Raw genomic sequence first — 23,795 nt, 5'->3', positions numbered from 1 at the left:
GGTTCCCTACCGCTTGGCTGAAGGAAGCCACAACGGTTAACACTAGATTAACACGCTACGCCATCAATGTGACGGTTGTGCGACAAACGGCACCCGATCGCAACGCAATCGTGACGGGTTCTTCACTCCGCCTTTCCCTAGCACTCACTCGGCCGGGGACGCCCCGCTGGCATCGAGAATCCGGCCGCGCCAGGTGGCGCCAGCACCGGACAACAGGGTCACGGCCGCAGCGGCGGCGGCCTCCGGGCCTTGGGCGGCCGGGTCCTGGTCGACGGAATACGCCCGGGCCCGCAGGGCTGTGCGCAGCGGGCCGGGGTACAGGCCACTGACCCGTACCGGGCTGCGGCCGAGTTCGTCGTGCAGGCTGGCGATCAGGCCACGCAGGCCATGCTGGGCCACACCGTAACCGCCCCAGTAAGCCTGCCCGACCCGGTCGGGGGCATCGACCGCAAACACCAGCGCCGCATCTTCGCGCTGCCGCAGCAGTGGCAGGCAGGCCTGGGCCAGCCAGGCCGGCGCGGTCAAGGTAACGTGCACCGCGCGGGCGAAACTGGCTGGGTCAGCCAGCTCGAACGGGGTCAGGCCCGGGAAGTGGGCGGCACAGACCAGCAGGCCGTCCAGCCGCCCCAGCTCGCGCTGCAGGGCCTGGGCCAGCTCGGCATAGTCGTCGGGGCCTGCGCCTTCCAGGTCCAACGGGTACAGCAGGGGTTCCGGGCCGACCGCCTGGACCTGGGCGTAGACACGGTCCAGGCGCCGCGGCTTGCGGCCCAGCAGGACCACGGTGGCCCCAGCGGCTGCAGCAGCCACTGCCGCAGCACTGCCCAGCCCACCACCGGCACCGGCGACCAGTACCACGCGATCCTGCAACGGGCGGCCATCGAGCGCCCCGTCGGTCGGTGACGTCGATGGCCAGGCACTCATCCCTGGGTCGCCTCTTCGACGATGCGCTTGAGCTCGCCGGCTTCGAACAGCTCCAGCACGATGTCACAGCCGCCGATCAATTCACCGTTGATGAACAGCTGCGGGAAGGTCGGCAGGTTGGAAAAGCGCGGCAGGTTGGCGCGGATCTCGGGCTCTTCCAGCACGTTGACGGTGCGCAGGGTGACCGCGCCGGCCGCCATCAATGCCTGTACGGCGCGGCTGGAGAAGCCGCACATCGGGTATTGCGGGGTGCCCTTCATGAACAGCACGAGCGGGTAACGATCGACCTCGGCCTGGATTTGCTGCATTACCGCCACAACCACACTCCTTGCTTCGCCGGACAAACCGACCGTGATGGTCGGCTAGACTGCCCACGGTAGCCGCCATTGTAAGCGGATGGAACCGGCTGCCGCCGCCCCCTGGCCACGAACCTGTCCATGCCTGTCGAATTGCCTGCCCTGCCCTACCTTCCCGGCTCCCTGCAGCCGCACCTGTCCGCACAGACCGTGGAACTGCATCACGGCCGCCACCATCGCGCCTACGTGGATGCCGTCAACGCCGGCATCCTCGGCACCGAGTGGGAGGAAGCGTCACTGGAAGAGATCGTCCGCCACGCCCAGGGCACGCTGTTCGATGCCGCCGCACAGGCCTGGAACCATGGCTTCTACTGGCAGTGCCTGCGCCCGCGCGGCGGCGGTGAGCCGCAGGGGCGGCTGGGCGAGCTGGTCAAGCGCCAGTTCGGCGACGTGCAGCGCCTGCGCGAGGAATTCAACCGCACCGCACTGGGCCTGTTCGGCTCGGGCTGGGTGTGGCTGGTGCAGCATCCGGGCGGGCAGCTGGGCCTGCAGGCCACCCGCAACGCCGGCACGCCATTGACCGGCGAAAGCACCCCGCTCCTGTGCTGCGACGTATGGGAGCACGCTTACTACACCGACTACCAGAATGATCGCGCGCGCTACTTGGACGCGTTCTGGCAGATGGTCAACTGGGAATTCGCCGAAAGCCAGCTGCGCTGAGGCAGCGGCTCCGCCACGGGGTAGTGCCGGCCGCTGGCCGGCATCCCCATACGCGCACGAGCATACCCGATCCGCCCGCCAGCGGCCGGCACTACCGGGAAACAGTACGGAGCTTCACGCGCTCTCGTGCGCGGCCACCGCGTCCATCACCCGTGCCGAGTACACCAGTGCGGCGCCTGCATTGAGCGACACTGCCACGCCCAGCGCCTCGGCGATTTCCTCGCGGCTGGCGCCGTGCTTCAGCGCTGCATCCACATGCACGGTAATGCAGCCGTCGCAGCGGGTGGTCACTGCCACGGCCAGCGCGATCAGCTCGCGGGTCTTGGCATCCAGGTGGTTGGTCTGCGCGCCGGCATTGGCCAGGGTGGCATAGCCCTTGACCGTATCCGGCGAGAGCTTGCCGATCTCGCCGATGCGGCCCTTCAGTTCCTTGCGGTAGGCATTCCAGTCGAGCATGGTCGTGACTCCTGTGAAAGGAGCTCCACGCTACCACCGGGAATGTTGCGCCGATGCCTGCACCGGCGCGCCACATCGTTGCATTGCCGGCCAGCGGCCGGCACTACCGGGTTCAGCGGTTGCGCAGCGCGTGTACCGCCGGCGCCACCTGGGCCTGGCGACCCAGCTCCAGACCCACCTGGTCCAGTGCATCGGCCAGTGCATCAGCAGCATCATCGCGCAGCGTGGCATGACCGACCTTGCGGCCCTCACGCGGCTCCTTGCCGTAGTCGTGCCAGTGGCCGCTGGCCTGGGCCAGCACCGGCGCCGGGTCCGGCATCGCGCCCAGCCAGTTCAGCATGCAGGCATGGCCGAGCATGCGGGTGCTGCCCAGGGGCAGGCCCAGCACGGCGCGCAGGTGATTCTCGAACTGCGAGGTCTCGCTGCCTTCGATGGTCCAGTGGCCGGAGTTGTGCACGCGCGGCGCCATCTCGTTGGCCAACAGCTCGCCATCGCGGCAGAACAGCTCCAGCGCGAACACGCCGACATACTGCAGGTGCTCGGCGACGCGACGGGCATAGCCGATCGCGGCCTCGTGCTCGGCGGCCGACAACACGGCCGGCGCCACGCTGGCCGACAGCACGCCGTCGACGTGCCAGTTGCCGGTGACCGGCCAGGCCTCGAAGCTGCCATCGCGGCCACGCACGGCAACCACGCTGACCTCCCGCTGGAAGGCCACGAAGCCCTCCAGGATCAGACCAGTACGCTCGACCTGCGCACCCAGCGCATCCCATGCGGCATCGATGTCGGCCTCGCTGCGCAGGCGGAACTGACCCTTGCCGTCGTAACCGAGGCGGCGGGTCTTGAGGATGCACGGCAGACCGAACTCGGCAGCCTTCGCCGCCAACTCGTCACGGCTGCGGATGTCAGCGAAGGCCGGCAGCGGAATGCCCAGCTGCTGGAACAAGGTCTTCTCGCTCAACCGGTCCTGGGCCACGGCCAGTGCGGCCGGCGGCGGGTAGACCGGCACGCGGTCGGCCAGGAACTGCGCGCTGTCGGCCGGCACGTTCTCGAAATCGAACGTGACCACGTCGACCTTGGCCGCGAAATCCGCCAGCGCCTGACGGTCATCGAAGGCACCGACGGTGAGCGGCGCCAGCGGGCCGCTGCAGGCGTCGGCTGCGGGGTCGTACAGTTCGAAGCGCAATCCCAGCGGCGCACCGGCCAGTACCATCATGCGGGCGAGCTGGCCGCCACCCAGGATGCCTACGGTCAGGCTCATTGGCGTGGATCGTCGTGGGCCATCACGTCTTCGGTCTGGCGTGCGCGGAACGCGTCGAGCGCCTGGCCGATCGCCGGCTGGTCACTGGCCAGCATTGCGGCGGCGAACAGCGCGGCGTTGGAGGCGCCGGCATTGCCGATGGCGAAGGTGGCGACCGGGATGCCGGCCGGCATCTGCACGATCGACAGCAGCGAATCCATGCCGTTGAGGGCCTTGGACTGCACCGGCACGCCCAGCACCGGCACGGCGGTCTTGGCGGCGATCATGCCCGGCAGGTGCGCGGCCCCGCCGGCACCGGCGATGATCGCGCGCAGGCCACGCGGGCCCGCCTGCTCGGCGTAACTGAACAACACATCCGGCGTCCGATGCGCGGACACTACCTTCACTTCGAACGGAACACCCAGAGCTTCAAGCTTCTGGGCGGCGTGCTGCATGGTTTCCCAGTCGGAACGGGAACCCATGACGATGCCGACAAGCGGCGCGATCGGGTTGGGGGTCATTGGCCGTCACCTGCCTTAAAGACGTATTCTAGCCATCTTCCACGCAAGACGAAGAACCATGGATCGCAAGCTGCTCGACCTGCTGGTGTCGCCGGACACCCGCCAGCCCCTGTCCCTGCTGGATGGCAAGGGCCTGGAAGCCCTCAACAAGGCCATTTCCGCCGGCGCGGTGAACAAGGCCGATGGCAACCCGCTGGCGCAGCCGCTGCGCGAAGCGCTGGTCACCCGCGACCGCAAGCAGGTGTTCCGCGTTGACGACGGCATCCCGGTGCTGCTGGCCGAGGAAGCCATCTCGACCGCCCAGATCGCCGACTTCCCGGCCGCATGAGCGCGCTGCCGACGCCGGATGCGGCCGTTGTCGCCGCCGATGTCGCGCGTGCGCTGGCCGAGGACCTGGGCAGCGGCGACGTCACCGCCGCCCTGCTGCCCGACCAGGCCGACAGCGCCTACCTGCTGTGCAAGCAGGACGGGGTGATCGCCGGCCGCCCCTGGTTCGACGCCACCCATCGCGCGCTCGACCCGGACGTGCGCATCGAATGGCATGTCTCCGAGGGCGACACGGTCACCGCCGGCACCGTACTGGCGCTGCTGCACGGGCGCAGCCGCAGCCTGGTGAGCGCCGAGCGCACTTCGCTGAACTTCCTGCAGACGCTGTCCGGCACCGCCACGACCACCGCGCGCTACGTGGCGGCCGTGGCCGGCACCGGCACGCGCATCCTCGACACCCGCAAGACCCTGCCCGGCCTGCGCCTGGCGCAGAAGTACGCGGTGCGCTGCGGCGGTGGAGAGAACCATCGTTTCGGCCTGTACGACACGGTGATGCTGAAGGAAAACCACATCCGCGCTGCCGGTTCACTGGCCGCAGCCGTGGCTGCCGCACGCCGGCAATGGCCTGGGTTGCCGCTGGTGGTCGAGGTCGAGGATCTTGCGCAGCTGCGCCAGGCGCTGGAAGCTGGTTGCGAACGCATCCTGCTGGATGACTTCAGCCCCGACCTGCGCCGCGAGGCGGTGCGCATCACGGCGGGCCGCATTCCGCTGGAAGTGTCCGGCAGCGTGGGCCTGGGTGGCCTGCGTTCGATCGCCGAGGACGGCGTGGACTGCATCTCCATTGGCGGCCTGACAAAGCACGTGCAGGCGATTGATCTGTCGCTGAAGCTGGGCCCGCCGCCGGGCTGAGGCCTGACCCGGTTCTCACACCCGGCGTTCACGACAGCGCTGCGACGCTGCGGTCATCCCCCACAGGAGCCGCGCATGCGCCGGATGCTCTTGCCTGCCTGCCTGCTGCTGGCCGCAGCCCCCTTGTCCGCAGCGGCCGCCGAAGCCTGCGATGTGCCGCCCCGCTTCGGCCTGAGCCCGTTGGCGGTGGCCATCCGCAATACCGCCTGCAACGAGCACCGGCTGTGGTTCCGGCCCTTCATTGATCGCGATGGCCGCGCCGCCAGCCTCAGTGTCACCGAGGCCGAAAGCGATCACCTGGCCGACAACGGCCTGATCGCCTGGCAGCGCGTGGCCGGCTACTGGCGCAACAGCGGCACGCTCAACGCAATGGGCAGCATCGCCGGCGCCAGCAGCTGCCTGGCACCGCTGGGTACGCGCTACACCGACAGCGACTGCCGCGCCTTCCTGGTCGACAACCCGTGGTCAGCCGCGTTCATTTCCTGGGTGATGGTGCAGTCCGGCGTTCCTGGCTTCAACACCTCGCCACGCCACATCGACTACATCCGTGGCGCGTACCAGGGCGGCCCCTCGGGCGTGCCGTACCGGTTGGTCGATCCCGCGTCCGCAAAACCCGCACCGGGCGACCTGCTGTGCTTCCTGCGCGACCGCAGCACCACGCTCAGCTACAGCGGGCTGGTGCAGGCACTGGGCAATGGCTCGGTGGGCCACTGGAAATCACATTGCGAAGTGGTGGTAGCGGCCAATCTTGGCGGCGACCAGACCCTGTACCTGGTCGGTGGCAACGTGATGAACACCGTGGCGATGCGGTTGCTGCCGCTGGACCGCACCGGGCTGATCAAGCTGCCGCCCGCGCGCGAACGCAACAGCACCGGCATCGACCCCAGCTGCACGCCGGGCCGCGAGGACGAATGCAGCTTCAACCGGCAGGACTGGGCAGCGCTGCTGCAGTTGATCGCCACATCACCGCTGGTGATGCCCTCTCCCACTGCGACGCCGATGCAGCCCGCCCCGACACCGCAACCGGTCATCGTGCCCGCGCAACCGGTATCCAGCGAACCGCAGCCGCGGCGGTGAATCCAGCGCTTGATCCAGCGCACGTTCGCCGCCATCTTTGCGGAATCGACCTCTGACGGCTGACGCCATGCCCACCCTGCTGCTGTTGCTGATTGCCGGCGGAATCATCTACTTCTTCTGGAACGCTGCGCGTTCGGCCGCCGAGCGCGCGGTCGAGCTGGGACGCAATGCCTGCCGCGCAGCCGACGTGCAATGGCTGGACCAGGCGGTGCATGCCACCGGCCTGCGCCTGTCGCGCGGCGAGGATGGCCGGCTCGGTTTCGAGCGCACGTTCAAGTTCGAGTATTCCTACGATGGCATCGATCGCCACGTGGGCCGCATGGTGCTGCGCGGCGACCAGTTGATCTCGTTCACTGGCCCGGGCGCGGCGCGGATCAGCCAGATCCGGCCGGATGCGGAGGATGCCGAGGATGTCTAAGGGCTTTGAGTGCCGACCAACGGTCGGCACCCGCCGGTAAATCCTGTAAAGGAAAACGCCGCCCATCGGGGCGGCGTCAGAGGGATTACTTGACCACGCGCAGGTTCGGGCGACCCTTGGGCGGCGGACTGGCCGGCGGGGTATCGTCCGGCGGCGTGCCTTCCTCGTGCAGCAGTTCGTCGCTGGTCGGCGCAGTTTCGCTGCCCGGAATGTCATCCGGCAGTGCCATGCCCTGCCCGGTCTCGCGGGCGTAGACGGCCAGCACGGCGCTGATCGGCACCTGCACCGGGTAGCTGGTGCCGGAGAAGCGCGCCGAGAAGCTCACCATCTCGTTGTCGATCATCAGCCGCACGACAGCGCGTTCGGCGATGTTGAGCACAACCCGGCCATCCTTGACCGCCGAAGGCGGGACCTGCACGCCGGGGACGCCGGCGTCGACCAGGATGTGCGGAGTCAGCTGGTTGTCGTTGATCCATTCCACCAGCGCCCGCAGCAGGTACGGGCGGTGGCTGGTCATGTGGAAGAAGTCTTCGGTCATGCGTGAAGTGTACGCGCCCGGCGCCCCGCCGGGGCAGATCGTCTGCACGCCGGTCGGCGTGCAGACGGGTAAAGCAAGACGGGATCAGCCCGGCAGATCGCGCAGCTTCTTTTCCTGGTCGGTCAGGCTGCGGACAAAACCCGGATGGCGGAAGATGCGGTTGCCGTAGTCTTCAATCGCCTTGCCGTCCTTCGGCAGCGGCACATCCAGCGACTGCAGGCGCCAGATGATCGGCGCCATCGCGCAGTCGGCCAGGCTCATTTCCGGGTTGAGGAAGAACTTGCTGGCCTTGAACAGTGGCAACGAGGCCGTCAGCAGTTCTTTCAGGCGCTTGCGACCGGCCTCGGCCTGGGTCTTGTTGCCCAGCTGGATGGCCTGCACCTGCGGCACCCAGTCGTGCTCGATGCGCAGCATGGCCAATCGGATGCGGGCACGCGACAGCGGATCGACCGGCATCAGCGGCGGATGCGGGTAGCGCTCATCGAGGTATTCGCTGACCACCGACGCGGCGTAAAGCACCAGTTCGCGTTCGACCAGGGTCGGCACCGAGTGGTACGGATTGAGGTCGATCAGGTCTTCAGGCGGGTTCTGTGGATCGACCGGAACAAAGTCGAAGGTCACACCCTTGGCCGCCAGGACCAGGCGTACACGGTGGCACAGTACGTCGTCGTTCGAGGAAAACAGCGTCAGTGTATTGCGCATGCGTACGCTCGCCGCCATCAAAGGCTCTCCCACGACAGGAGACCGCCTGCCGCATCGGCGCCGCCGGCACCGTGCCAGCGATCGACTCCTCCCCGAGTGTGCAACCGACCATCACAAAAGCCAATAGGCCCGTGTGATGGTCGGCGGCAGATTCAGTGAACGTCCTTCCAGTATTCCTTCTTCAGCAGGTACAGCAGGAAGGTCAGCAGGGCCAGGAACAGGATCACCCACACGCCCAGCTGCTGGCGCTTGAGCGCGGCCGGTTCGCCGGCGTATTCGAGGAAGTTGGTGATGTCACGCACGGCCTGGTCGTACTGTCCGGCATCGACGTTGCCTGGCGTTTCCAGGCGCAGGCCGGTCACCGGCGGGTCCATGCCCGGCGCCTCCGGCTTGCCATGCACGGCATGCTGCAGGCCCTGCATTTCCCACAGCGGGTTGGGCATGGACGCGTTGGCGAACAGCGCGTTGTTCCAGCCCAGCGGCCGGCTGCTGTCCAGGTAGAACGACTTGAGGTAGGTGTAGACCCAGTCACTACCGCGCACGCGCGCGATCAGGCTGAGGTCCGGCGGCATCTTGCCGAACCACTTCTCGGCATTCTCCTTGGGCATCGCCACCGGAATCGGGTCACCGATCGCCGAGCCGGTGAAGTTGAGGTTGTTCATCACCTCTTCCTCGGTCAGGCCCAGATCCTGCGCCATCCGCGAATAGCGCAGGTACTTCAGCGCATGGCAGCCGGAGCAGTAGTTCATGTACAGCTGCGCGCCGCGCTGCAGCGAGGCGCGGTCACCGAGATCGTTGCCGGCCTGCAGCAGCTTGGTGCCGCCCTCGGCGGCGGAGGCCAGGAAACTGCCCAGCATCAAGGCGGCCGTCAGGGCCAGCCGGACCATCCAGCGTTCAGTCATGGGTGGTCACCCTCTCCGGTACCGGCTTGGTCCTGTCCAACCTTGTCCATAGCGGCATGGTGATGAAGAACGCGAAGTACAGGAAGGTCAGCACCCGCCCGATGTAGGTCTCGTGCACGTCGGTGCCTGGGCCGGAACCGATCACGCCCAGCCAGACGAAGCACACCGCCAGTACGCCCAGCATCACCTTCGAGATCCAGCCGCGGTAGCGCACCGATTTCACCTTCGCCTTGTCCAGCCACGGCACCAGGAACAGGATCGCGATGGCCGAGAACATCACGAGCACGCCGCCCAGCTTGTTCGGCACCACGCGCAACATCGCGTAGTACGGCGTGTAGTACCAGACCGGCTTGATGTGCTCCGGGGTCACCAGGCGGTTGGCCTCGGTGAAGTTGTCGTGCTCCAGGAACAGGCCGCCGAAACCGGGCGCGAAGAAGATGATGAAGGCGGCGATGATCAGCAGGAAGCCGGCGCCGACACCGTCCTTGAGCGTGTAGTACGGGTGGAACGGGATGCCGTCGGCCGGCGCGTTCGGCGACCAGCGGTTGCCCTTCGGCCCCTTCTTGATCTCCACGCCGTCTGGGTTGTTCGACCCCACTTCGTGCAGCGCGCCCAGGTGCAGCACCACCAGCAGCAACAGCACCAGCGGCAAAGCGATGACATGCAGCGCGAAGAAGCGGTTGAGCGTGGCGTCACTGGGCAGGTAGTCGCCCATGATCCACTCGGTCAGGCCGTTGCCGATCACCGGTATGGCGCCGAACAGCGAGATGATCACCTTGGCGCCCCAGAACGACATCTGGCCCCACGGCAGCACGTAGCCCATGAACGCTTCGGCCATCAGCACCAGGTAGATCAGCATGCCCAGGATCCACACCAGCTCGCGCGGCTTCTGGTAACTGCCGTACAGCAGGCCGCGGAACATGTGCAGGTAGACCACGATGAAGAACAGCGAGGCCCCGGTGGAGTGCATGTAGCGGATCAGCCAGCCCCACTCCACATCGCGCATGATGTATTCGATGGAACCGAACGCCTCGGCGGCGTTGGTCTTGTAGTGCATCGTCAGGAAGATGCCGGTGACGATCTGGTTGACCAGCACCAGCAGCGCCAGCGAACCGAAGTAGTACCAGATGTTGAAGTTCTTCGGCGCGTAGTACTCGCTGACGTGCTTGCGGTACACCGGCATCAGGCCCGGTGCCCGGGCATTGACCCAGTCGGCCACGCCGCTGGCGGTACGGCTGAGGATATTGGCCATCAGGCAGCCCCCTGCGGATCGACACCGATGATGATGGTGTTGTCGTCCTGGTAGTGGTGCGCGGGCACCTTCAGGTTGATCGGCGCCGGCACGTCCTTGAAGACGCGGCCGGACATGTCGAAGCGCGACTTGTGGCAGGGGCAGAAGTAACCGCCCTTCCACTGCGGGTCGTAGGGTTCAGGCCGGATCTCGGCGACCATTTCCGGCGAGCAGCCCAGGTGCGTGCACAGGCCGACCAGCACGGAGATGTCCGGCTTGATCGAGCGCAGCTCGGGGTTCTGCTTCAGCACGTACTCCGGCTGCTGGTCCTTCTCGCCGGACTCGGGGTCCTTGAGACGGCCGTCCAGCCCGTGCAGCGCATCGAGGATCGCCTTGGACCGTTTGACGATCCAGATCGGCTGGCCACGCCATTCCACGATCAGGCGTTGGCCTTCCTGCAGGGCGCTGATGTCGGCCACCACCGGTGCGCCGGCAAGCTTGGCGCGGGCACTGGGGTTCCAGGATTTGATGAAAGGAACTGCGGTGAATCCGACGCCGACGGCGCCCACCACGGCTGTGGTGGCAGAAAGAAAACGCCGACGTCCGGTGTTGACTGGATCGTGTACCCCATCGTTGGCCATCCGGCACTCCGATATTGATTAGGTAGCTTTAAGGCTGCCAGCGGATCCGGTGGGGGCCAGAGCCGCATTGAATCACGGTCGAGTGTAGCGGAACCGTCGCGCGCCACACAACGCATTGCAACAACATTGATTGCGGGGTTGCCGGCCAGCGGCCGGTCGGTACCGGCCATTGCCCAGGGGTTGCCGGCCAGCGGCCGGCACTACTGGTGCGTCAATGCGGTGCGGTAACGCTCGGCCAGCTGCCCGACCCGGCGCACGTAGTACTGGGTTTCGCTGTAGGGCGGTACGCCACCGTGGCGGTCGACCGCGCCTTCGCCAGCGTTGTAGCCAGCTGCGGCAAGGGTCAGATCGCCATTGAAGCGCTTCAACAACCACGCAAGATACTGCACGCCGCCACGGATGTTCTGCCCGGCATCGTAGGAATCACTGACCCCGAAGCGCGCGGCGGTTGGCGGCATCAGCTGCATCAGGCCCTGCGCACCCGCGCGGCTGAGCGCGGTCGGGTTGTAGGCCGACTCGGCGTGGATGATCGCGCGCACCACAGCCTCTTCCACGCCGAACTCGCGCGCGGCCGAGGTGATCTCGGCCTGGAAGGCCGAGGTGTTCAGGCGCACGGTGCCGAAGTCCACGCGTGGATTGACCCCGCACGCGTAGCAGCGCTCCATGAAACTGTAGCGGATGGTCCGCACCGGGCCGAGATTGGCGACCTGGGTCGGGCGCGCACTGGTGTAGTGGCGCACGCCGTCCTTCATGAAGGAATAGACCTGGCCGCTGACCATGCGTCCGGCGCGCAGGGCGACCGGCTGTGCTGGAGCAGCTGCGGGTGCGGATGCGGGTACGGACGCAGGTGCGACCGTTGCCGGCGTTGCGGCGCTGGCGGCAACGGCCACCGGATTGCGTTCGATGCTGGCCACTGCGGTCGGCGTCGGCCTTGGCGCGGCCACCACCGGGCGCGGCGCCGGACGGGGGTCGCGGCTGTAGCTGATGGTACTGCAGCGCGCACCCGCCACCCGCTTGCTCACATAACTGGTGACGCCGTCAGGGCCCTGGCACTTGTACAGGGTTCCGGCGCTGGCCGGCGCAGCGGTCAGCGCAGCGGTCAGCGCAGCGATGATGATCGCCGTTGTCCCCAGTATCCCCTTCATGGCGGCGAGTGTCCCAGCTTCGCCGGGGCTTGCCAAGCGATGTGGCTCAGCCTGTGACCGGCGGCACAGCCAGCACCTGGCCCAGCCCGGCCAGGCGCTGGGCCAGTTCGTCGCGCAGGCCTGGCGGCGTGGTCCACAGCGCCACCGGCACGCGGTCCAGGCTCAGGATCTGCGCCAGCATCATGCCCCGGCTCTCAGCACCCATGCGCAGCAGGCAGTGCTCGGCGCCGTCCGCCTCCAGCACCCCGCACCAGGGCGGAATGCGCCCTTCCAGCTCGGCGCGGCTGCCGGCCAGGCGCAGGATCGCCTGCAGCGCGAACGGGGCCTGGCTGACTGCCTGCCGCACCATTACATCCGGCGGTGCCGGGGTGCGTCGGTGCATGCCCGGCTCGGAGCATTCGCGTACCGCGCCCATCCGGTCCACGCGCAGGGTGCGCCAGTCCTGGCGGCCCAGATCCCAGGCCAGCAGGTACCAGCGCCGCCCGTAATTGACCAGATGCTGGGCCTCGACCTCGCGCTGGGTCACCGCGTCCTGCGCACTGCGGTACTCGAAGGCCAGCCGCGCCGCCTGCCGGCAATGCAGGGCCAGCCGGCCCAGCAGGCGTGCATCGGTTGACGGAAGATCGGACAGGGTAGCCGTCGCTGCATGCACCTCGCCTGCCTGCTGGCGACGGCGGGCCGGCACCAGCGGGTCGAGCTTGGACAGCAGGCCACGCGCGGTGTCGTCGATCCCGGCGACGGTGGCCGAGGCCGCACGCAGCGCGATGGCCAGGGTGGTCGCCTCCTCCTCGTCCAGCAGCATCGGCAACACCGGCGCGCCGGACCCCAGCTGGTAGCCGCCACCAACGCCGGCCGAGGCCTGTACCGGGTAACCCAGCTCGCGCAGGCGCTCGATGTCACGGCGGATGCTGCGCCGGTCCACACCCATGCGCTCGGCCAGTTCGGCCCCGGACCACTGGCGGCGGGCCTGCAGCAGGGCGATCAGGCGCAACAGTCGATGGGCGGTATGGCGCATGAAGGATCGAGGACAGAAGTCGTCCGCAATAGTGCCCCAGGATGAGCTCCAGTTCACCACCCACCGCAAGGAGCAATGCCATGACATCCCGCCAGATCACCCTGTACCACGCCGCCCGTTCACGCTCGAGCGGCGCCGTGGCCCTGCTCGAAGCGCTGGGTGCCGACTACCGCATGCAGGTGCTGGACCTGAAGGCCGGCGCCAACCTGGCCCCGGCCTACCTGGCCATCAACCCGATGGGCAAGGTGCCGGCCATCGTCCACAACGGCGCACTGGTGACCGAGCAGGTGGCGATTTACCTGTACCTGGCCGACCTGTACCCGGAAGCCGGGCTGGCCCCGCCGATCGGCGACGCCCTGCGCGGCCCCTACCTGCGCTGGATGGCCTTCTACGGCGCCTGTTTCGAGCCGGCGATGATCGACAAGGCGATGCATCGCGAGCCGCCGCCGCGCCTGATGTCGCCCTACAACGACGCGGAGACGGTGCTGCAGGTGATCGAAGCCCAGCTGGCGCAGGGGCCGTACCTGCTCGGCGAGACGATGAGCGCCGCCGACGTGCTGTGGGGCAATGCGCTGGCCTGGACCACCGCCTTTGGCCTGGTGCAGCCGGCGCCGGCAACGGCTGATTACATTGCACGGATGAGTGCGATGACCGCTTTCGACCGTTCGCGGCAGATCGATGCGGAGCTGGCAGCGGCCTGAGGCATGCCGACGGGCGCGGCCGGGCGCTACCGGGGGGGACCCGGAATTCCAGTAGATCCACGCCATGCGTGCATGACCCGCCCGCCGTGCCTGCGGGACGGAAAGCAGCCAGGCATGGCCTGGCTCTACTGGGCCGGCGCGCGCGCTGGGATGCGGGTAGAATTGCCCGCTTTCCCGCCACCCGAATGGATTAAGCGCCATGACCGGGACGCCAGACGTCTTTCCGCCCGCCACGCCGGGCGGTACCCCGCTCGTTGCCCTGCCCGCCGGTCCGCGCAAGCCCGACCAGGTGAAAGGCAAGCTGTACATCAAGACCCACGGTTGCCAGATGAACGAGTACGACTCGGCCAAGATGGCCGACGTGCTTGCCGCCAGCGATGGGCTGGAACTGACCGACAGCCCGGACGACGCCGACGTCATCCTGGTCAATACCTGCTCCATCCGCGAGAAAGCGCAGGAGAAGGTATTCAGCCAGCTGGGCGTATGGAAGAGCCTGAAGAACAAGGGCCGCGAGGTCATCATCGGCGTGGGCGGCTGCGTCGCTTCGCAGGAAGGCGAGGCAATCATCAAGCGCGCGCCGTTCGTCGACCTGGTGTTCGGCCCGCAGACCCTGCACCGCCTGCCGGAATTGATCCGTGCACGGCGCGAGCAGAAGCGCCCGCAGGTGGACATCAGCTTCCCTGAGATCGAGAAGTTCGACCGCCTGCCCGAGCCACGCGCCGAAGGTGCTTCGGCCTTCGTCTCGATCATGGAAGGTTGTTCCAAGTACTGCTCGTTCTGCGTGGTGCCCTACACCCGCGGTACCGAAGTCAGCCGCCCGTTCGAGGACGTGGTGGTGGAGGTGGCGCAGCTGGCTGCACAGGGCGTGCGTGAGATCAACCTGCTCGGCCAGAACGTCAACGCCTACCGTGGGCCCTATGGGGACGGCGAGTTCGCCGACCTCGGCCTGCTGATCCGCACCATCGCCGAGATCGATGGCGTCGGCCGCATCCGCTTCACCACCTCGCATCCGCTGGAGTTCAGCGATTCGCTGATCGACGCGTTCCGCGACGTGCCGCAGCTGGCCAACTTCCTGCACCTGCCGGTACAAGCAGGCAGCGACCGCGTGCTGTCGGCGATGAAGCGTGGCTACACCGCACTGGAATTCAAGTCGAAGATCCGCAAGCTGCGCGCGGTGCGCCCGGACATCTCGATCAGCTCGGACTTCATCGTCGGTTTCCCCGGCGAGACCGATGCCGACTTCGAGAAGACCATGAAGCTGATCGAGGACATCGGCTTCGACCACAGCTTCTCCTTCATCTATTCGCGTCGCCCGGGTACACCGGCTGCGGATCTGGAGGACACGATCAGCGATGCCGAGAAGCACGCGCGCCTGTCGCGCCTGCAGGAACGCATCAATGCGCATGCCGCCGGCATCTCCGAGAAGATGGTCGGTACCGTGCAGACCGTGCTGGTGGAAGGCCCTTCGCGCAAGAACCCGAACGAGCTGACCGGCAAGACCGAGAACATGCGTTCGGTGAACTTCCCGGCGCCGGCACGATTGATCGGCCAGTTCGTGGACGTGGTGATCACCGAAGCGCTGACCAATTCGCTGCGCGCGCGCGTGGTGGCGGAATAAGGTTAGGGTGTGCCGACCAACGGTCGGCACCCACCGGAGTTGATGCCGGCCAGCGGCCGGCACTACCGGATGGCATGCCCTAATCCAACCGTTTGCGGAAGCGCAGGATCGCCAGGGTCATCATCACCACGATGAAGGCCAGCAGCGCCAGTGCATCGTGCCACAGCTCCCACAGCGAGGCGCCGCGCAGCATGATGCCGCGCACCAGGCGCAGGAAGTGGGTCAGCGGCAGCACTTCGGCCAGCCACTGCACCGGCCGTGGCATGCCGGCGAACGGGAACATGAAGCCCGACAGCAGGATCGACGGCAGGAACAGGAACAACGTCATCTGCATCGCCTGGAACTGCGAGCGCGCGCGCGTTGAGATCAGCAGGCCCAGCGCCAGGTTGGCCAGCACCAGCAGCACCGCGGCCAGATAGATGTCCAGCAGGCTGCCGCGGATCGGCACCTGGAACAGCCAGGTGCCCAGCACCAATACCAGCGTGGTCTGCAGCAGACCGATGGCCGCATAGGGCAGCACCTTGCCGACCATCAGTTCGCTGCGCGACACCGGTGTGGCGATCAGCAGTTCCATGTTGCCGCGCTCGCGTTCGCGCACCACCGCTACGGCCGTGAACATCACCAGGGTCATGGTCAGGATCACCCCGATCAGGCCCGGCACGATGTTCACCGCCGAACGCCGCTGCGGGTTGTAGAAGCTGGTCACGCTGATCGGACCACCAGCGATGCTGCCTTCGCGCAGCGGCCGCGTGTTGCTGGTCGGGCGCGTATCCAGCGGCACCTGCGCCAGCTGGATCGCCGCGCTCTGCACCACGGTGTCGCTGCCATCGACCAGCACCTGCACCGCCTCGCGTCCATCGAAGCGACGACGCTCGAAGTCGGCCGGCACCACGATGCCGACACTGATTTCGCCACGGCGCAGCGCCTGCATCAGTTGATCGGGCGTGTACGCCTCGCTGCGCGGCGTGATCACGCCGGTGGCGACCATGTCCTGCACCAGCGCGCGTGACGCCGCGCTGTTGGCCTGGTCGGCGACACCGGCGTTGAGATGGCGCAGGTTGAGATTGATCGCGTAGCCGAACAGCAGCAGCTGCATCACCGGAATGCCGACGATCATCGCCAGCGTGATGCGGTCGCGGCGCAGCTGCCGCAGCTCCTTGAGCATGATCGCCCACAGGCGGCGCAGGTTCATGCCGCCGGCTCCCGGCCACGGCCGCGGGTGGCCGCCACGAACACGTCTTCCAGGTTCGGTGCCACCGCCTCGATGCGGGCCTGCGGATCGGCGCTGGCCAGCGCGCGCCGCAATGCGGCGGCGTCCGCGACATCCTCGCTGCACAATACCCGCAGCTGGGTGCCGATCTGCGCCACGCTCAGCACGCCGGGCAGCTCAGACAGTGCGCGGCTGGCCTGGCGCGGCTGCGTCGAGGTGACCTGCAGCGTGCGGCCGTCCAGCCGTGCACACAGTTCGGCCGGCGTGCCGTCGGCGACCAGCGCGCCTCGATCGAGGATCGCCAGCCGGTGGCAACGCTCGGCCTCGTCCATGTAGTGGGTCGACACCAGCACCGTCGTGCCGGCATCGGCCAGCTCGAACAGGGCTTCCCAGAAATCGCGGCGCGATTCGGGATCGACCGCACTGGTCGGCTCGTCCAGGAACAGCAGTTCGGGCGAATGCACCACGGCACCGGCCAGGGCCAGGCGCTGCTTCTGGCCACCACTGAGCGTGCCAGCCAGTTGTGGCTGGCGGTCCTGCAGCCGGTATTGCTGCAGCAGCGCCTTGATCCGCTGCCGGGCCTGCGCACGCGGCAGGTCCTGGATAGCGGCGAGGAACTCCAGGTTCTCGCGCACCGACAGGTCTTCGTACAGCGAGAAGCGCTGGGTCATGTAGCCGATGCGCCGGCGCAGCGCCTCTGCCTGCTCCGGCACCGCCAACCCCAGCACCTCGATCTGCCCTGCGCTGGGTTCCAGCAGGCCGCACAGCATGCGGATGGTGGTCGACTTGCCAGACCCGTTCGGGCCCAGAAAACCGTATACCTGTCCGCGCGGTACGGTCAGGTCGACGTTGTCCACGGCCAGCAGCTCGCCGAAGCGGCGGGTCAGGCCCTGCGCATGCACCGCGATGTCCGCACCGGTGTTCAGAAGCGCACCTGTACCGGAAGACCCGCTGGCAGTTTCTGCATGTCGCTGTTCCCGTCCACTTCAATCTCGGCCAGATAGCTCAGCCGTTCGACGTCATCGCCGGTCAGTGCGTAGTACGGCGTGAACGATGGTTCGCTACGGATCGCACGTACATGCCCCTTCAGCACGGTGTTGCCGCCTTCCAGCTGTATCTGCGCGGCCTGCCCGACCTTGACCTGCAGACGCAGCGGTTGCGGCAGGTAGACGCGCGCATAGGGGCGCTCGCCGACCAGCATCACTGCCAGCGGCGCACCGATCGGTGCCTGGTCACCCTGCCGGTAGGGCAATGCATCGACTACCCCGTCGCGCGGTGCACGCAACTGCAGCTTCTGCAGGTTCACGCTCTGTACCACCTGCTGTGCCCGTGCGGCATCGGCGGCCGCCTGGCCCTGGGCGATATCCTGCACACGGCTGCCGTGCACCCGCTCCAGCCAGGCCTGCTCGGCAGCACGCACGCTGGCTTCGGCATTGCCGGCGGCGGCGCGTGCTCGATCCAGTTCAGCGGCGGCAATCAAGCGCTGCTGTGCCAACGGCTGGACCCGTCGGTAATAGGCACTTGCTTCGGCAGCCTGTGCGCGCAACGCGACCAGTTGTGCCTGGGCCTGAGCGATCTGCTCCTGGCGTGGGCCGATCTGCAGTTCTTCCAGCTGCGCCTGCGCACGCGCCGTATCAGCCTGCGCTGCGGCGAACTGCGCGTCTCCCCGCGCCGGGTCCAGCTGCATCAGCACGGTCCCGGCCTTGACCTGCTGGCCCTCGCGCACCTCCACCGAGGCGATCACTTCGGCCGCCGGTGCCGGCACCGTGATCCGGTCCCACTCCAGCGTGCCCAGCGCAGTCGGCGTTGACTGCCCACACCCCACCAGCAGGCCGATGCCCGCCAGTCCGATTCCACGCATCCCGTTGCCGATGCCCATGCCATCCCCTCCTGCGACGGCGACACGGTGCCATGTGCCCCGTGCACCCTCAATGATTCCAATCAGCCCTGACGGTTTTTTCACCACGCGTGGGCAAGCCTTTTGCTGCAAGGCTCCCCACCACCTATCCACAGGTTGATTCGGCATCATTCCACAACCGTTGTGGAAATCCGGCACGACCTGGCGCTGTTGCTCGCCGGGCAACGAAACCTGCACTGCCATCACGATGAATGCCCCCCGCGCAGGCCACCCGTGGCAGTGCTGCCGTAGCGACCGGCGACCATGACGCTTTTTTCACCAGGACCTCATGGGCCTTGTGGCACAAGCATTGCGAAGGTCTATCCACAGGTTTCCGCGTGCCCCGTCCACACCGGGTGTGGAAAACGCTGTATCGACCGTCTGCTGGCCGTGTGCCCCGCACGCGCGCTACCCTTGTCCTCCCTGAATACACTGCGGTGGAAGGCGTCCGCCCCACCCCAAGCAATGAAAAGCATCGATCATCGAGACTTCACCCTGTCGCCGGAAGACAACGAGCGACTGGCCAACCTGTGCGGCCCCTTCGACGGGCACCTGCGCCAGATCGAGCTGAAGCTCGGCGTGGAGATCGCAAATCGTGGCTTCGTGTTCCGCATCAGCGGCCCCAACGAAGCCATCGTCGAGGCGCAGAAGCTGGTTGAAGCGCTGTACGCCGAAGCCGGCGAAACGACCTTCGACAACCACGCCATCCACCTGCGCCTGGCGCAGGCCAATGTCGAGCAGATCGCCGAGCGCTCCTACGAAGCGCAGGAGGTTGCGATCAAGGTCAAGCGCGGCACAGTGCGCGGCCGCGGCGCCAACCAGGGCCGTTACCTGCACCAGATCGCCACCCACGACATCAACTTCGGCATCGGCCCGGCCGGCACCGGCAAGACTTTCCTGGCCGTGGCCAGCGCGGTCGAAGCCCTGAATGAATCGCGGGTGCAGCGCCTGATCCTGGTGCGCCCGGCGGTGGAGGCCGGCGAGAAGCTTGGCTTCCTGCCCGGCGACCTGAGCCAGAAGGTCGATCCCTACCTGCGACCGCTGTACGACGCCCTGTACGAGATGATGGGCGTGGAAAAGGTGGTCAAGCTGCTGGAGAAGAACGTCATCGAGATCGCGCCGCTGGCCTACATGCGCGGCCGCACGCTCAACGATGCGTTCGTGATCCTGGACGAAGCACAGAACACCACCATCGAGCAGATGAAGATGTTCCTGACCCGCCTAGGCTACGGTTCCACTGCGGTGGTCACCGGTGACCTGACCCAGACCGACCTGCCCAAGCACGTGAAGTCCGGCCTGCGCGACGCCATCGACGTGCTGCGTGAGGTCGAGGGCGTCAGCTTCACCTTCTTCGAATCCCGTGACGTGGTCCGCCACCCGCTGGTCGCGCGCATCGTGAGCGCGTACGACCGCCGCGACCTGCATCAGATCCAACCTGGAGCAACTCCATGACCCGTGGTCCCGTGCGATTGGACGTCGCCGTCAGCTATGCCCTGCCGCGCGCCGGCCTGCCGGCGGCAGTGAGCTTCCGCAAGTGGGTGGCCGCCGCGTTGAAGGGCCGCATCCGCGAGGCCGATCTGGCCATCCGCGTGGTCGATGCCAAGGAAGGACAGTCGTTGAACCGCCATTACCGCGGCAAGGACTACGCCACCAACGTGCTCAGCTTCCCGGCCGAAGTGCCCGAAGGCCTGCCCAAGGGCGTCAAGTTCCCGCTGCTGGGTGACCTGGTGATCTGTGCTCCGGTCGTGGCACGGGAGGCCGACGAACAGAGCAAGGCGCTCAATGCCCATTACGCGCATCTGACCGTGCACGGCGTGCTGCACCTGCTCGGCTGGGACCACGAGGACGACAAGGAAGCCGAGGCGATGGAGCAGCTGGAGCGGGAAATCCTGGCCGAGCTGGGCATCGACGATCCATACGCGGGCGAGCGCTGAGCGGGCCACCGCCCGTCGCCAGGAACACGAGAGGAACAAGGATGACCTCGGGAAACAGCTCAATGATGTTTGTGATCGGCGCCACTTTGTTCGCCATGCTGCTGGTGCTGGGCGCGTATGCCGTGCGCCGCATCAGCGCCCACGAACCCAGCGGCAGGCACTGGCTGCTGCGCAGCCTGGCCCTGCTCTCGCCCGTGTGCCTGCTGGCCGGGCTGGCGATCGGCATGATCGGCCCGCACCTCAGCGGACGGTTGGAACCGGCCCATCTCCCCGGTCTGCTTGAAACGTCGATGGTGCTGACGCTGGTGGGTGCACTGACCCTTCCGCTCCTGTGGCGGATGATCGTGCACCGCCGCCTGGGCCGCTCCGTGAACGCACTCCCGTTCTTCCACGCCAGCCGTACCTCGCTGCTGGTGCTGTTCGTGCTGGCTGTGATCTACATGAAAGTGGGCAGGACCGCCGCAGCGGAACTGATGCCCTGGCTGACCAGCCCGGGCCTATGGCCGGCGGTGGCGCGCATCGCGGGGCAATCGATGCAGGTCGCCATGCTTGCGGTCGTGCTGACCCTCTCACTGATGGTCGTGCGGCGTGCCATGACTGGTTTCCTGCGCCTTCTCACCGGGCTGTTCAGGCGCTCGCCGGGGCTATGATGGCGGCCCTTCGCCTGCGGAAACCGACCGTGTCACTGCGCTGCTGCCTGCCCCTGCTCTGTGCCCTCGCCGCTCCCGCCGCCTTCGCCACCAGCCTGGACCTGCCGGCCCTGATCGAATGCCGCCAGGGCGTGGCCGAGCAGGCCGCGCTGGCGCCGCTGCTGGCCGATCCGCTGAAGGCCGTGGCCCAGGGCCTGCAGCCGCTGCCGCAGGGCAACCAGTTCATGAGCGAGTTCCGGCTGGCCAGCCCGATCACCGTCTTCGGCCAACAGACCGAGCGGGTGGCGGTGGCCGGCGCCAGCATCATGGCGGTGCTCGACCAGGCCGACCCACGCCCGCTGGCCAAACGGCTGGAATTGGAGACCGGCTACGACCAGGACGGCAAGTTCATGGCCGGTCGCGAACTGGTCAGCCGCGACGTGACCGACCCGAAGACCGGCGAGGCCCAGATCGAGTCGATCATCCTCAGCGTCTCCACCGTGGCCTCCCACCCCGGCAAGACCCTGGCCGGCTGCACCTACAGCCTGGACCTGCCCGAGGAGGAGCCGGCCCCGGCCGCCCCAACCCCGGCCACCGGCAGTCACTGACAGGCCGTCACATCCTGCTAGACTTGGGTCAACGCCCGGCCTGCCGGGTGCCTTTTTTCCAGAGATGTCAGAAGACGACAGTAGTAGCTCCCCTGCGGAGCACAGTGAAAAGAAGCGCGGCTGGCTTGAACGCCTGACCTCCGCCTTCTCCGGCGAACCCCATACCCGCGACGAGCTGGTCGCTGTCCTGCACACCGCGCAGGAAGAGGGTCTGATCGCCGCCGATACCCTGAAGATGATGGAAGGCGCCATTTCGGTGGCCGAGCTGACCGTGGGCGACGTGATGATTTCGCGCTCGCAGATGGTCTCGCTGCCGGTTGAAGCGCCCTTCCTGGAACTGATGAAGCAGGTGGTCGAATCCGGCCATTCGCGCTTCCCGGTACACGGCGAGAACAAGGACGACATCCTTGGCATCCTGTTGGCAAAGGACCTGCTGCGCGGCGTGGTTGCCGACAACGGCCCGGCCAACGTGCGCGAGCTGCTGCGCCCGGCGGTGCTGATCCCGGAAGCGAAGAAGCTCAACGTGCTGCTGAAGGAATTCCGCCTGTCGCGCAACCACATGGCCATCGTGGTGGACGAGTACGGCGGTGTCGCCGGCCTGGTCACCATCGAGGACGTGCTGGAACAGATCGTCGGCGAGATCGACGATGAGCATGACGAGGCTGAAGATCCCTCGGCGCAGATCGCCATCCAGTCCGACGGCCAGTACGTGGTCGACGCGCTGACCCCGATCGGCGACTTCAACGAGCGCTTCGGCGCGACGTTCTCCGACGAGGACTACGACACCATCGGCGGCCTGGTCACCGAGGCCGTGGGCCATCTGCCGGAAGTCGGTGACGAGCTGGCGCTGGATCGCTTCATGTTCCGCGTGGCCCGCGCCGATGCGCGCCGGGTACAGGCCTTCCACGTGACCGTGCTGCCGCCGGACGCGCAGGACGACGCTTGAAGCGCCGCGGCCTGATCCTCATGGTGTGGCTGGCACTGTGCGTGCTGGCCATGGCCCTGCCGCTGGCCGCCTTCGCGCAGCCGGTCGCAGCCACACCTGCCGTACCCGCGACCAACGCTGAAGCCCCTGCCCCGCGCATCGGCGTGGTGACCATGCAGCCGGGCACCGTGTTCTTCGAACGCTTCGGCCACGACGCCATCGTCGTGGTCGATCCGGTCAGCGGCGAGGCAACCTCGTACAACTTCGGCTACTTCGATCCGTCCGAGGACGATTTCATCAGCCGCTTCGCACGCGGCGACATGATGTATTACCTGGTGGCGCTGCCGTTGCAGCAGGACCTGTCCTACTACGACGAGACCGGCCGTGGCGCCAGCGTGCAGTGGCTGGACCTGCGCCCGGACCAGGCGCGTGCGCTGGCCGCCGACCTGGCCGAGCGGGCCAAGCCGGAAAACGCGCGCTACCACTACGATTACTACACCGCCAACTGCGCCACGATGGTGCGCGACACGGTGGACAAGGCATTGGGTGGCGGCCTGCAGTCGCAGCTGTCGGGGCGCTCGCGCGGCAACACCTACCGCAGTGAATCGGTCCGCCTGGCGTCGCCGGCACCGTGGATGTGGCTGGGCTTCGATGTCGGCCTTGGGCCGTTCGCCGACCAGCCGCTGTCGCGCTGGCAGGAAGCCTTCGTGCCGATGCGCCTGGCCGATGCGCTGCGCCAGGCACGCAACAGCGATGGCCGTCCGCTGGTGCAGTCCGAACAGGAACTGCTGCCGCATCGTATCGATCCGGAGCCGAAGGAATTCGCGCGCCGCTGGTGGCCGTGGCTGCTGCTCGGGCTGATCGTGGCCGGCGGCGTGCTGGAGCTGCGCAACCGCCCGCGCCTGCTGGCCGGGCTGGCCCTGCCGTTCTGGCTGCTGTGCGCCCTGTTTGGTGGCGTGCTGGTGTTCCTGTGGGGCTTCAGCATCCACTACGCCGCGTGGGCCAATCGCAACCTGCTGTTGCTTTCGCCGCTGGCCGTGCTGCTGTTGCCGGGTGCAATCGCCCTGCTGCGTCGTCGCGTGCCGGGCCGCATGTTCAGGATCGTGCTGTGGCTGCTGGCGGTACAGGCGGTGGCCGCGCTGGTACTGCACTGGCTGAGCCTGCAGGCACAGTACAACGTGCAGTGGATCGTGCTGCTGCTGCCCGTCCACGTCGCGCTGGCATGGGTGCTGGGGCGTACTCCTCACTTGTCCAAAACACAGCCCTGACGCACG

Annotated in this window: 28 protein-coding genes; 13 read left to right on the top strand and 15 right to left on the bottom strand. The window is 67.3% G+C overall.

Features of this window, described 5'->3' with window-relative positions:
• Window positions 1-144: 144 nt before the first annotated feature.
• Both ACZK2R_RS07320 and grxD read right to left on the bottom strand, forming a co-directional pair.
• Window positions 145-921: an SDR family NAD(P)-dependent oxidoreductase gene (locus tag ACZK2R_RS07320; protein WP_049399918.1), complete on the bottom strand. Its 777-nt coding sequence runs from the start codon at window positions 919-921 to the stop codon at window positions 145-147.
• A complete protein-coding gene (grxD, locus tag ACZK2R_RS07315; protein WP_005408852.1) occupies window positions 918-1,238 on the bottom strand; it encodes a Grx4 family monothiol glutaredoxin in 321 nt (106 codons plus the stop codon). The genes ACZK2R_RS07320 and grxD overlap by 4 nt, the downstream gene beginning before the upstream one ends.
• Window positions 1,239-1,358: 120 nt before the next feature.
• On the opposite strand from grxD, the gene ACZK2R_RS07310 reads away from it, so the two are divergent.
• On the top strand, window positions 1,359-1,937 hold the full coding sequence (locus ACZK2R_RS07310; protein WP_049423333.1) for a superoxide dismutase: 579 nt from the start codon (window positions 1,359-1,361) through the stop codon (window positions 1,935-1,937).
• A gap of 114 nt (window positions 1,938-2,051) precedes the next feature.
• Here the strand turns inward: ACZK2R_RS07310 and ACZK2R_RS07305 are convergent, their stop codons facing one another.
• The 3 genes from ACZK2R_RS07305 to purE form a co-directional block, all read right to left on the bottom strand.
• On the bottom strand, window positions 2,052-2,393 hold the full coding sequence (locus ACZK2R_RS07305; RefSeq protein ID WP_004152082.1) for a carboxymuconolactone decarboxylase family protein: 342 nt from the start codon (window positions 2,391-2,393) through the stop codon (window positions 2,052-2,054).
• Between the two features lie 112 nt (window positions 2,394-2,505).
• Entirely contained in the window at window positions 2,506-3,654 is a 1,149-nt protein-coding gene (locus tag ACZK2R_RS07300; protein ID WP_032128885.1) for a 5-(carboxyamino)imidazole ribonucleotide synthase, read from the bottom strand.
• Window positions 3,651-4,154, bottom strand: coding sequence for a 5-(carboxyamino)imidazole ribonucleotide mutase (gene purE, locus ACZK2R_RS07295; protein WP_005412808.1), 504 nt, complete (start codon window positions 4,152-4,154; stop codon window positions 3,651-3,653). Before purE ends, ACZK2R_RS07300 begins: the two co-directional genes overlap by 4 nt.
• Before the next feature lie 58 nt (window positions 4,155-4,212).
• Between purE and ACZK2R_RS07290 the strand changes: the two genes are divergently transcribed.
• From ACZK2R_RS07290 to ACZK2R_RS07275, 4 genes are all read left to right on the top strand, one after another.
• Window positions 4,213-4,482: a Trm112 family protein gene (locus ACZK2R_RS07290; RefSeq protein ID WP_049455526.1), complete on the top strand. Its 270-nt coding sequence runs from the start codon at window positions 4,213-4,215 to the stop codon at window positions 4,480-4,482.
• The gene (gene nadC, locus ACZK2R_RS07285; RefSeq protein ID WP_049463565.1) at window positions 4,479-5,330 is read left to right on the top strand and encodes a carboxylating nicotinate-nucleotide diphosphorylase; all 852 of its coding nucleotides are present in this window, start codon (window positions 4,479-4,481) and stop codon (window positions 5,328-5,330) included. Before ACZK2R_RS07290 ends, nadC begins: the two co-directional genes overlap by 4 nt.
• A gap of 75 nt (window positions 5,331-5,405) precedes the next feature.
• The gene (locus tag ACZK2R_RS07280) at window positions 5,406-6,407 is read left to right on the top strand and encodes a DUF2272 domain-containing protein (RefSeq protein WP_180837470.1); all 1,002 of its coding nucleotides are present in this window, start codon (window positions 5,406-5,408) and stop codon (window positions 6,405-6,407) included.
• A 67-nt stretch (window positions 6,408-6,474) separates the two neighbouring features.
• On the top strand, window positions 6,475-6,825 hold the full coding sequence (locus tag ACZK2R_RS07275; RefSeq protein WP_049423257.1) for a DUF3301 domain-containing protein: 351 nt from the start codon (window positions 6,475-6,477) through the stop codon (window positions 6,823-6,825).
• An 85-nt stretch (window positions 6,826-6,910) separates the two neighbouring features.
• Here ACZK2R_RS07275 and ACZK2R_RS07270 read toward each other — a convergent pair whose 3' ends face one another.
• The 7 genes from ACZK2R_RS07270 to ACZK2R_RS07240 all read right to left on the bottom strand — a co-directional run bounded on the left by ACZK2R_RS07270 (window position 6,911) and on the right by ACZK2R_RS07240 (window position 12,999).
• Complete coding sequence (locus ACZK2R_RS07270) at window positions 6,911-7,363, bottom strand: ClpXP protease specificity-enhancing factor (RefSeq protein ID WP_019659028.1); 453 nt, start codon at window positions 7,361-7,363, stop codon at window positions 6,911-6,913.
• 84 nt (window positions 7,364-7,447) lie between these two features.
• Window positions 7,448-8,083: a glutathione S-transferase N-terminal domain-containing protein gene (locus tag ACZK2R_RS07265; RefSeq protein WP_032128879.1), complete on the bottom strand. Its 636-nt coding sequence runs from the start codon at window positions 8,081-8,083 to the stop codon at window positions 7,448-7,450.
• A 134-nt stretch (window positions 8,084-8,217) separates the two neighbouring features.
• Complete coding sequence (locus tag ACZK2R_RS07260; RefSeq protein ID WP_032128878.1) at window positions 8,218-8,967, bottom strand: cytochrome c1; 750 nt, start codon at window positions 8,965-8,967, stop codon at window positions 8,218-8,220.
• Window positions 8,960-10,219 carry a cytochrome b gene (locus tag ACZK2R_RS07255; protein WP_032128877.1) on the bottom strand — a complete coding sequence of 420 codons (1,260 nt, stop codon included), beginning with the start codon at window positions 10,217-10,219 and terminating at the stop codon, window positions 8,960-8,962. The genes ACZK2R_RS07260 and ACZK2R_RS07255 overlap by 8 nt, the downstream gene beginning before the upstream one ends.
• Window positions 10,219-10,839 (bottom strand): ubiquinol-cytochrome c reductase iron-sulfur subunit, encoded by a 621-nt coding sequence (gene petA, locus ACZK2R_RS07250; RefSeq protein ID WP_010486121.1) that lies wholly within the window; start codon window positions 10,837-10,839, stop codon window positions 10,219-10,221. Before petA ends, ACZK2R_RS07255 begins: the two co-directional genes overlap by 1 nt.
• 200 nt (window positions 10,840-11,039) lie before the next feature.
• A complete protein-coding gene (locus tag ACZK2R_RS07245; RefSeq protein WP_478487921.1) occupies window positions 11,040-11,984 on the bottom strand; it encodes a lytic transglycosylase domain-containing protein in 945 nt (314 codons plus the stop codon).
• A gap of 46 nt (window positions 11,985-12,030) precedes the next feature.
• Window positions 12,031-12,999, bottom strand: a complete 969-nt coding sequence (locus tag ACZK2R_RS07240) for a helix-turn-helix transcriptional regulator (RefSeq protein ID WP_180837468.1) — start codon at window positions 12,997-12,999, stop codon at window positions 12,031-12,033.
• Between the two features lie 80 nt (window positions 13,000-13,079).
• Here ACZK2R_RS07240 and ACZK2R_RS07235 point away from each other — a divergent pair, with 80 nt between their 5' ends.
• Together ACZK2R_RS07235 and miaB are read left to right on the top strand one after the other, a co-directional pair.
• The gene (locus ACZK2R_RS07235; RefSeq protein ID WP_012510589.1) at window positions 13,080-13,700 is read left to right on the top strand and encodes a glutathione S-transferase family protein; all 621 of its coding nucleotides are present in this window, start codon (window positions 13,080-13,082) and stop codon (window positions 13,698-13,700) included.
• A gap of 199 nt (window positions 13,701-13,899) precedes the next feature.
• Window positions 13,900-15,318, top strand: a complete 1,419-nt coding sequence (miaB, locus tag ACZK2R_RS07230) for a tRNA (N6-isopentenyl adenosine(37)-C2)-methylthiotransferase MiaB (RefSeq protein WP_125893521.1) — start codon at window positions 13,900-13,902, stop codon at window positions 15,316-15,318.
• Between the two features lie 79 nt (window positions 15,319-15,397).
• On the opposite strand, the gene ACZK2R_RS07225 is transcribed toward miaB, so the two are convergent.
• From ACZK2R_RS07225 to ACZK2R_RS07215, 3 genes are read right to left on the bottom strand one after another with little or no spacing between them, the layout of a single operon-like run.
• Window positions 15,398-16,510, bottom strand: coding sequence for an ABC transporter permease (locus ACZK2R_RS07225; protein ID WP_049399908.1), 1,113 nt, complete (start codon window positions 16,508-16,510; stop codon window positions 15,398-15,400).
• Window positions 16,507-17,430 carry an ABC transporter ATP-binding protein gene (locus ACZK2R_RS07220; RefSeq protein WP_125893517.1) on the bottom strand — a complete coding sequence of 308 codons (924 nt, stop codon included), beginning with the start codon at window positions 17,428-17,430 and terminating at the stop codon, window positions 16,507-16,509. Before ACZK2R_RS07220 ends, ACZK2R_RS07225 begins: the two co-directional genes overlap by 4 nt.
• Window positions 17,431-17,450: 20 nt before the next feature.
• Window positions 17,451-18,407 carry an HlyD family secretion protein gene (locus ACZK2R_RS07215; RefSeq protein ID WP_180837467.1) on the bottom strand — a complete coding sequence of 319 codons (957 nt, stop codon included), beginning with the start codon at window positions 18,405-18,407 and terminating at the stop codon, window positions 17,451-17,453.
• Between the two features lie 483 nt (window positions 18,408-18,890).
• On the opposite strand from ACZK2R_RS07215, the gene ACZK2R_RS07210 reads away from it, so the two are divergent.
• From ACZK2R_RS07210 to ACZK2R_RS07185, 6 genes are all read left to right on the top strand, one after another.
• Window positions 18,891-19,877, top strand: a complete 987-nt coding sequence (locus ACZK2R_RS07210) for a PhoH family protein (protein ID WP_019337148.1) — start codon at window positions 18,891-18,893, stop codon at window positions 19,875-19,877.
• Window positions 19,874-20,359, top strand: a complete 486-nt coding sequence (gene ybeY, locus ACZK2R_RS07205; protein ID WP_049399905.1) for an rRNA maturation RNase YbeY — start codon at window positions 19,874-19,876, stop codon at window positions 20,357-20,359. Before ACZK2R_RS07210 ends, ybeY begins: the two co-directional genes overlap by 4 nt.
• A 41-nt stretch (window positions 20,360-20,400) precedes the next feature.
• Window positions 20,401-21,009 carry a hypothetical protein gene (locus ACZK2R_RS07200; protein WP_180837465.1) on the top strand — a complete coding sequence of 203 codons (609 nt, stop codon included), beginning with the start codon at window positions 20,401-20,403 and terminating at the stop codon, window positions 21,007-21,009.
• On the top strand, window positions 21,009-21,596 hold the full coding sequence (locus ACZK2R_RS07195; RefSeq protein WP_180837464.1) for a hypothetical protein: 588 nt from the start codon (window positions 21,009-21,011) through the stop codon (window positions 21,594-21,596). The genes ACZK2R_RS07200 and ACZK2R_RS07195 overlap by 1 nt, the downstream gene beginning before the upstream one ends.
• A gap of 64 nt (window positions 21,597-21,660) precedes the next feature.
• Entirely contained in the window at window positions 21,661-22,542 is an 882-nt protein-coding gene (locus tag ACZK2R_RS07190; RefSeq protein WP_005408827.1) for an HlyC/CorC family transporter, read from the top strand.
• Entirely contained in the window at window positions 22,539-23,789 is a 1,251-nt protein-coding gene (locus ACZK2R_RS07185) for a lipoprotein N-acyltransferase Lnb domain-containing protein (protein WP_180837463.1), read from the top strand. The genes ACZK2R_RS07190 and ACZK2R_RS07185 overlap by 4 nt, the downstream gene beginning before the upstream one ends.
• Window positions 23,790-23,795 lie beyond the last annotated feature (6 nt).

The organism is Stenotrophomonas sp. 96582_Sma (assembly GCF_056480905.1).
Note: the sequence above shows the minus strand (reverse complement) of the source record. Positions and strands in the feature narration are given on the sequence as shown.

Excerpts from the sequence above, each read along its gene's own strand:
- ybeY (WP_049399905.1), top strand. The coding sequence starts at position 19,874 with ATGACCCGTGGTCCCGTGCGATTGGACGTCGCCGTCAGCTATGCCCTG.
- ACZK2R_RS07275 (WP_049423257.1), top strand. The coding sequence starts at position 6,475 with ATGCCCACCCTGCTGCTGTTGCTGATTGCCGGCGGAATCATCTACTTC.
- ACZK2R_RS07195 (WP_180837464.1), top strand. The coding sequence starts at position 21,009 with ATGGCGGCCCTTCGCCTGCGGAAACCGACCGTGTCACTGCGCTGCTGC.
- ACZK2R_RS07290 (WP_049455526.1), top strand. The coding sequence starts at position 4,213 with ATGGATCGCAAGCTGCTCGACCTGCTGGTGTCGCCGGACACCCGCCAG.
- ACZK2R_RS07265 (WP_032128879.1), bottom strand. The coding sequence starts at position 8,083 with ATGGCGGCGAGCGTACGCATGCGCAATACACTGACGCTGTTTTCCTCG.
- ACZK2R_RS07210 (WP_019337148.1), top strand. The coding sequence starts at position 18,891 with ATGAAAAGCATCGATCATCGAGACTTCACCCTGTCGCCGGAAGACAAC.
- ACZK2R_RS07300 (WP_032128885.1), bottom strand. The coding sequence starts at position 3,654 with ATGAGCCTGACCGTAGGCATCCTGGGTGGCGGCCAGCTCGCCCGCATG.
- purE (WP_005412808.1), bottom strand. The coding sequence starts at position 4,154 with ATGACCCCCAACCCGATCGCGCCGCTTGTCGGCATCGTCATGGGTTCC.
- ACZK2R_RS07280 (WP_180837470.1), top strand. The coding sequence starts at position 5,406 with ATGCGCCGGATGCTCTTGCCTGCCTGCCTGCTGCTGGCCGCAGCCCCC.
- ACZK2R_RS07215 (WP_180837467.1), bottom strand. The coding sequence starts at position 18,407 with ATGGGCATCGGCAACGGGATGCGTGGAATCGGACTGGCGGGCATCGGC.
- ACZK2R_RS07225 (WP_049399908.1), bottom strand. The coding sequence starts at position 16,510 with ATGAACCTGCGCCGCCTGTGGGCGATCATGCTCAAGGAGCTGCGGCAG.
- ACZK2R_RS07310 (WP_049423333.1), top strand. The coding sequence starts at position 1,359 with ATGCCTGTCGAATTGCCTGCCCTGCCCTACCTTCCCGGCTCCCTGCAG.
- ACZK2R_RS07200 (WP_180837465.1), top strand. The coding sequence starts at position 20,401 with ATGACCTCGGGAAACAGCTCAATGATGTTTGTGATCGGCGCCACTTTG.
- ACZK2R_RS07235 (WP_012510589.1), top strand. The coding sequence starts at position 13,080 with ATGACATCCCGCCAGATCACCCTGTACCACGCCGCCCGTTCACGCTCG.
- ACZK2R_RS07270 (WP_019659028.1), bottom strand. The coding sequence starts at position 7,363 with ATGACCGAAGACTTCTTCCACATGACCAGCCACCGCCCGTACCTGCTG.
- petA (WP_010486121.1), bottom strand. The coding sequence starts at position 10,839 with ATGGCCAACGATGGGGTACACGATCCAGTCAACACCGGACGTCGGCGT.
- nadC (WP_049463565.1), top strand. The coding sequence starts at position 4,479 with ATGAGCGCGCTGCCGACGCCGGATGCGGCCGTTGTCGCCGCCGATGTC.
- ACZK2R_RS07320 (WP_049399918.1), bottom strand. The coding sequence starts at position 921 with ATGAGTGCCTGGCCATCGACGTCACCGACCGACGGGGCGCTCGATGGC.
- ACZK2R_RS07245 (WP_478487921.1), bottom strand. The coding sequence starts at position 11,984 with ATGAAGGGGATACTGGGGACAACGGCGATCATCATCGCTGCGCTGACC.
- ACZK2R_RS07190 (WP_005408827.1), top strand. The coding sequence starts at position 21,661 with ATGTCAGAAGACGACAGTAGTAGCTCCCCTGCGGAGCACAGTGAAAAG.
- ACZK2R_RS07240 (WP_180837468.1), bottom strand. The coding sequence starts at position 12,999 with ATGCGCCATACCGCCCATCGACTGTTGCGCCTGATCGCCCTGCTGCAG.
- ACZK2R_RS07260 (WP_032128878.1), bottom strand. The coding sequence starts at position 8,967 with ATGACTGAACGCTGGATGGTCCGGCTGGCCCTGACGGCCGCCTTGATG.
- ACZK2R_RS07305 (WP_004152082.1), bottom strand. The coding sequence starts at position 2,393 with ATGCTCGACTGGAATGCCTACCGCAAGGAACTGAAGGGCCGCATCGGC.
- ACZK2R_RS07255 (WP_032128877.1), bottom strand. The coding sequence starts at position 10,219 with ATGGCCAATATCCTCAGCCGTACCGCCAGCGGCGTGGCCGACTGGGTC.
- miaB (WP_125893521.1), top strand. The coding sequence starts at position 13,900 with ATGACCGGGACGCCAGACGTCTTTCCGCCCGCCACGCCGGGCGGTACC.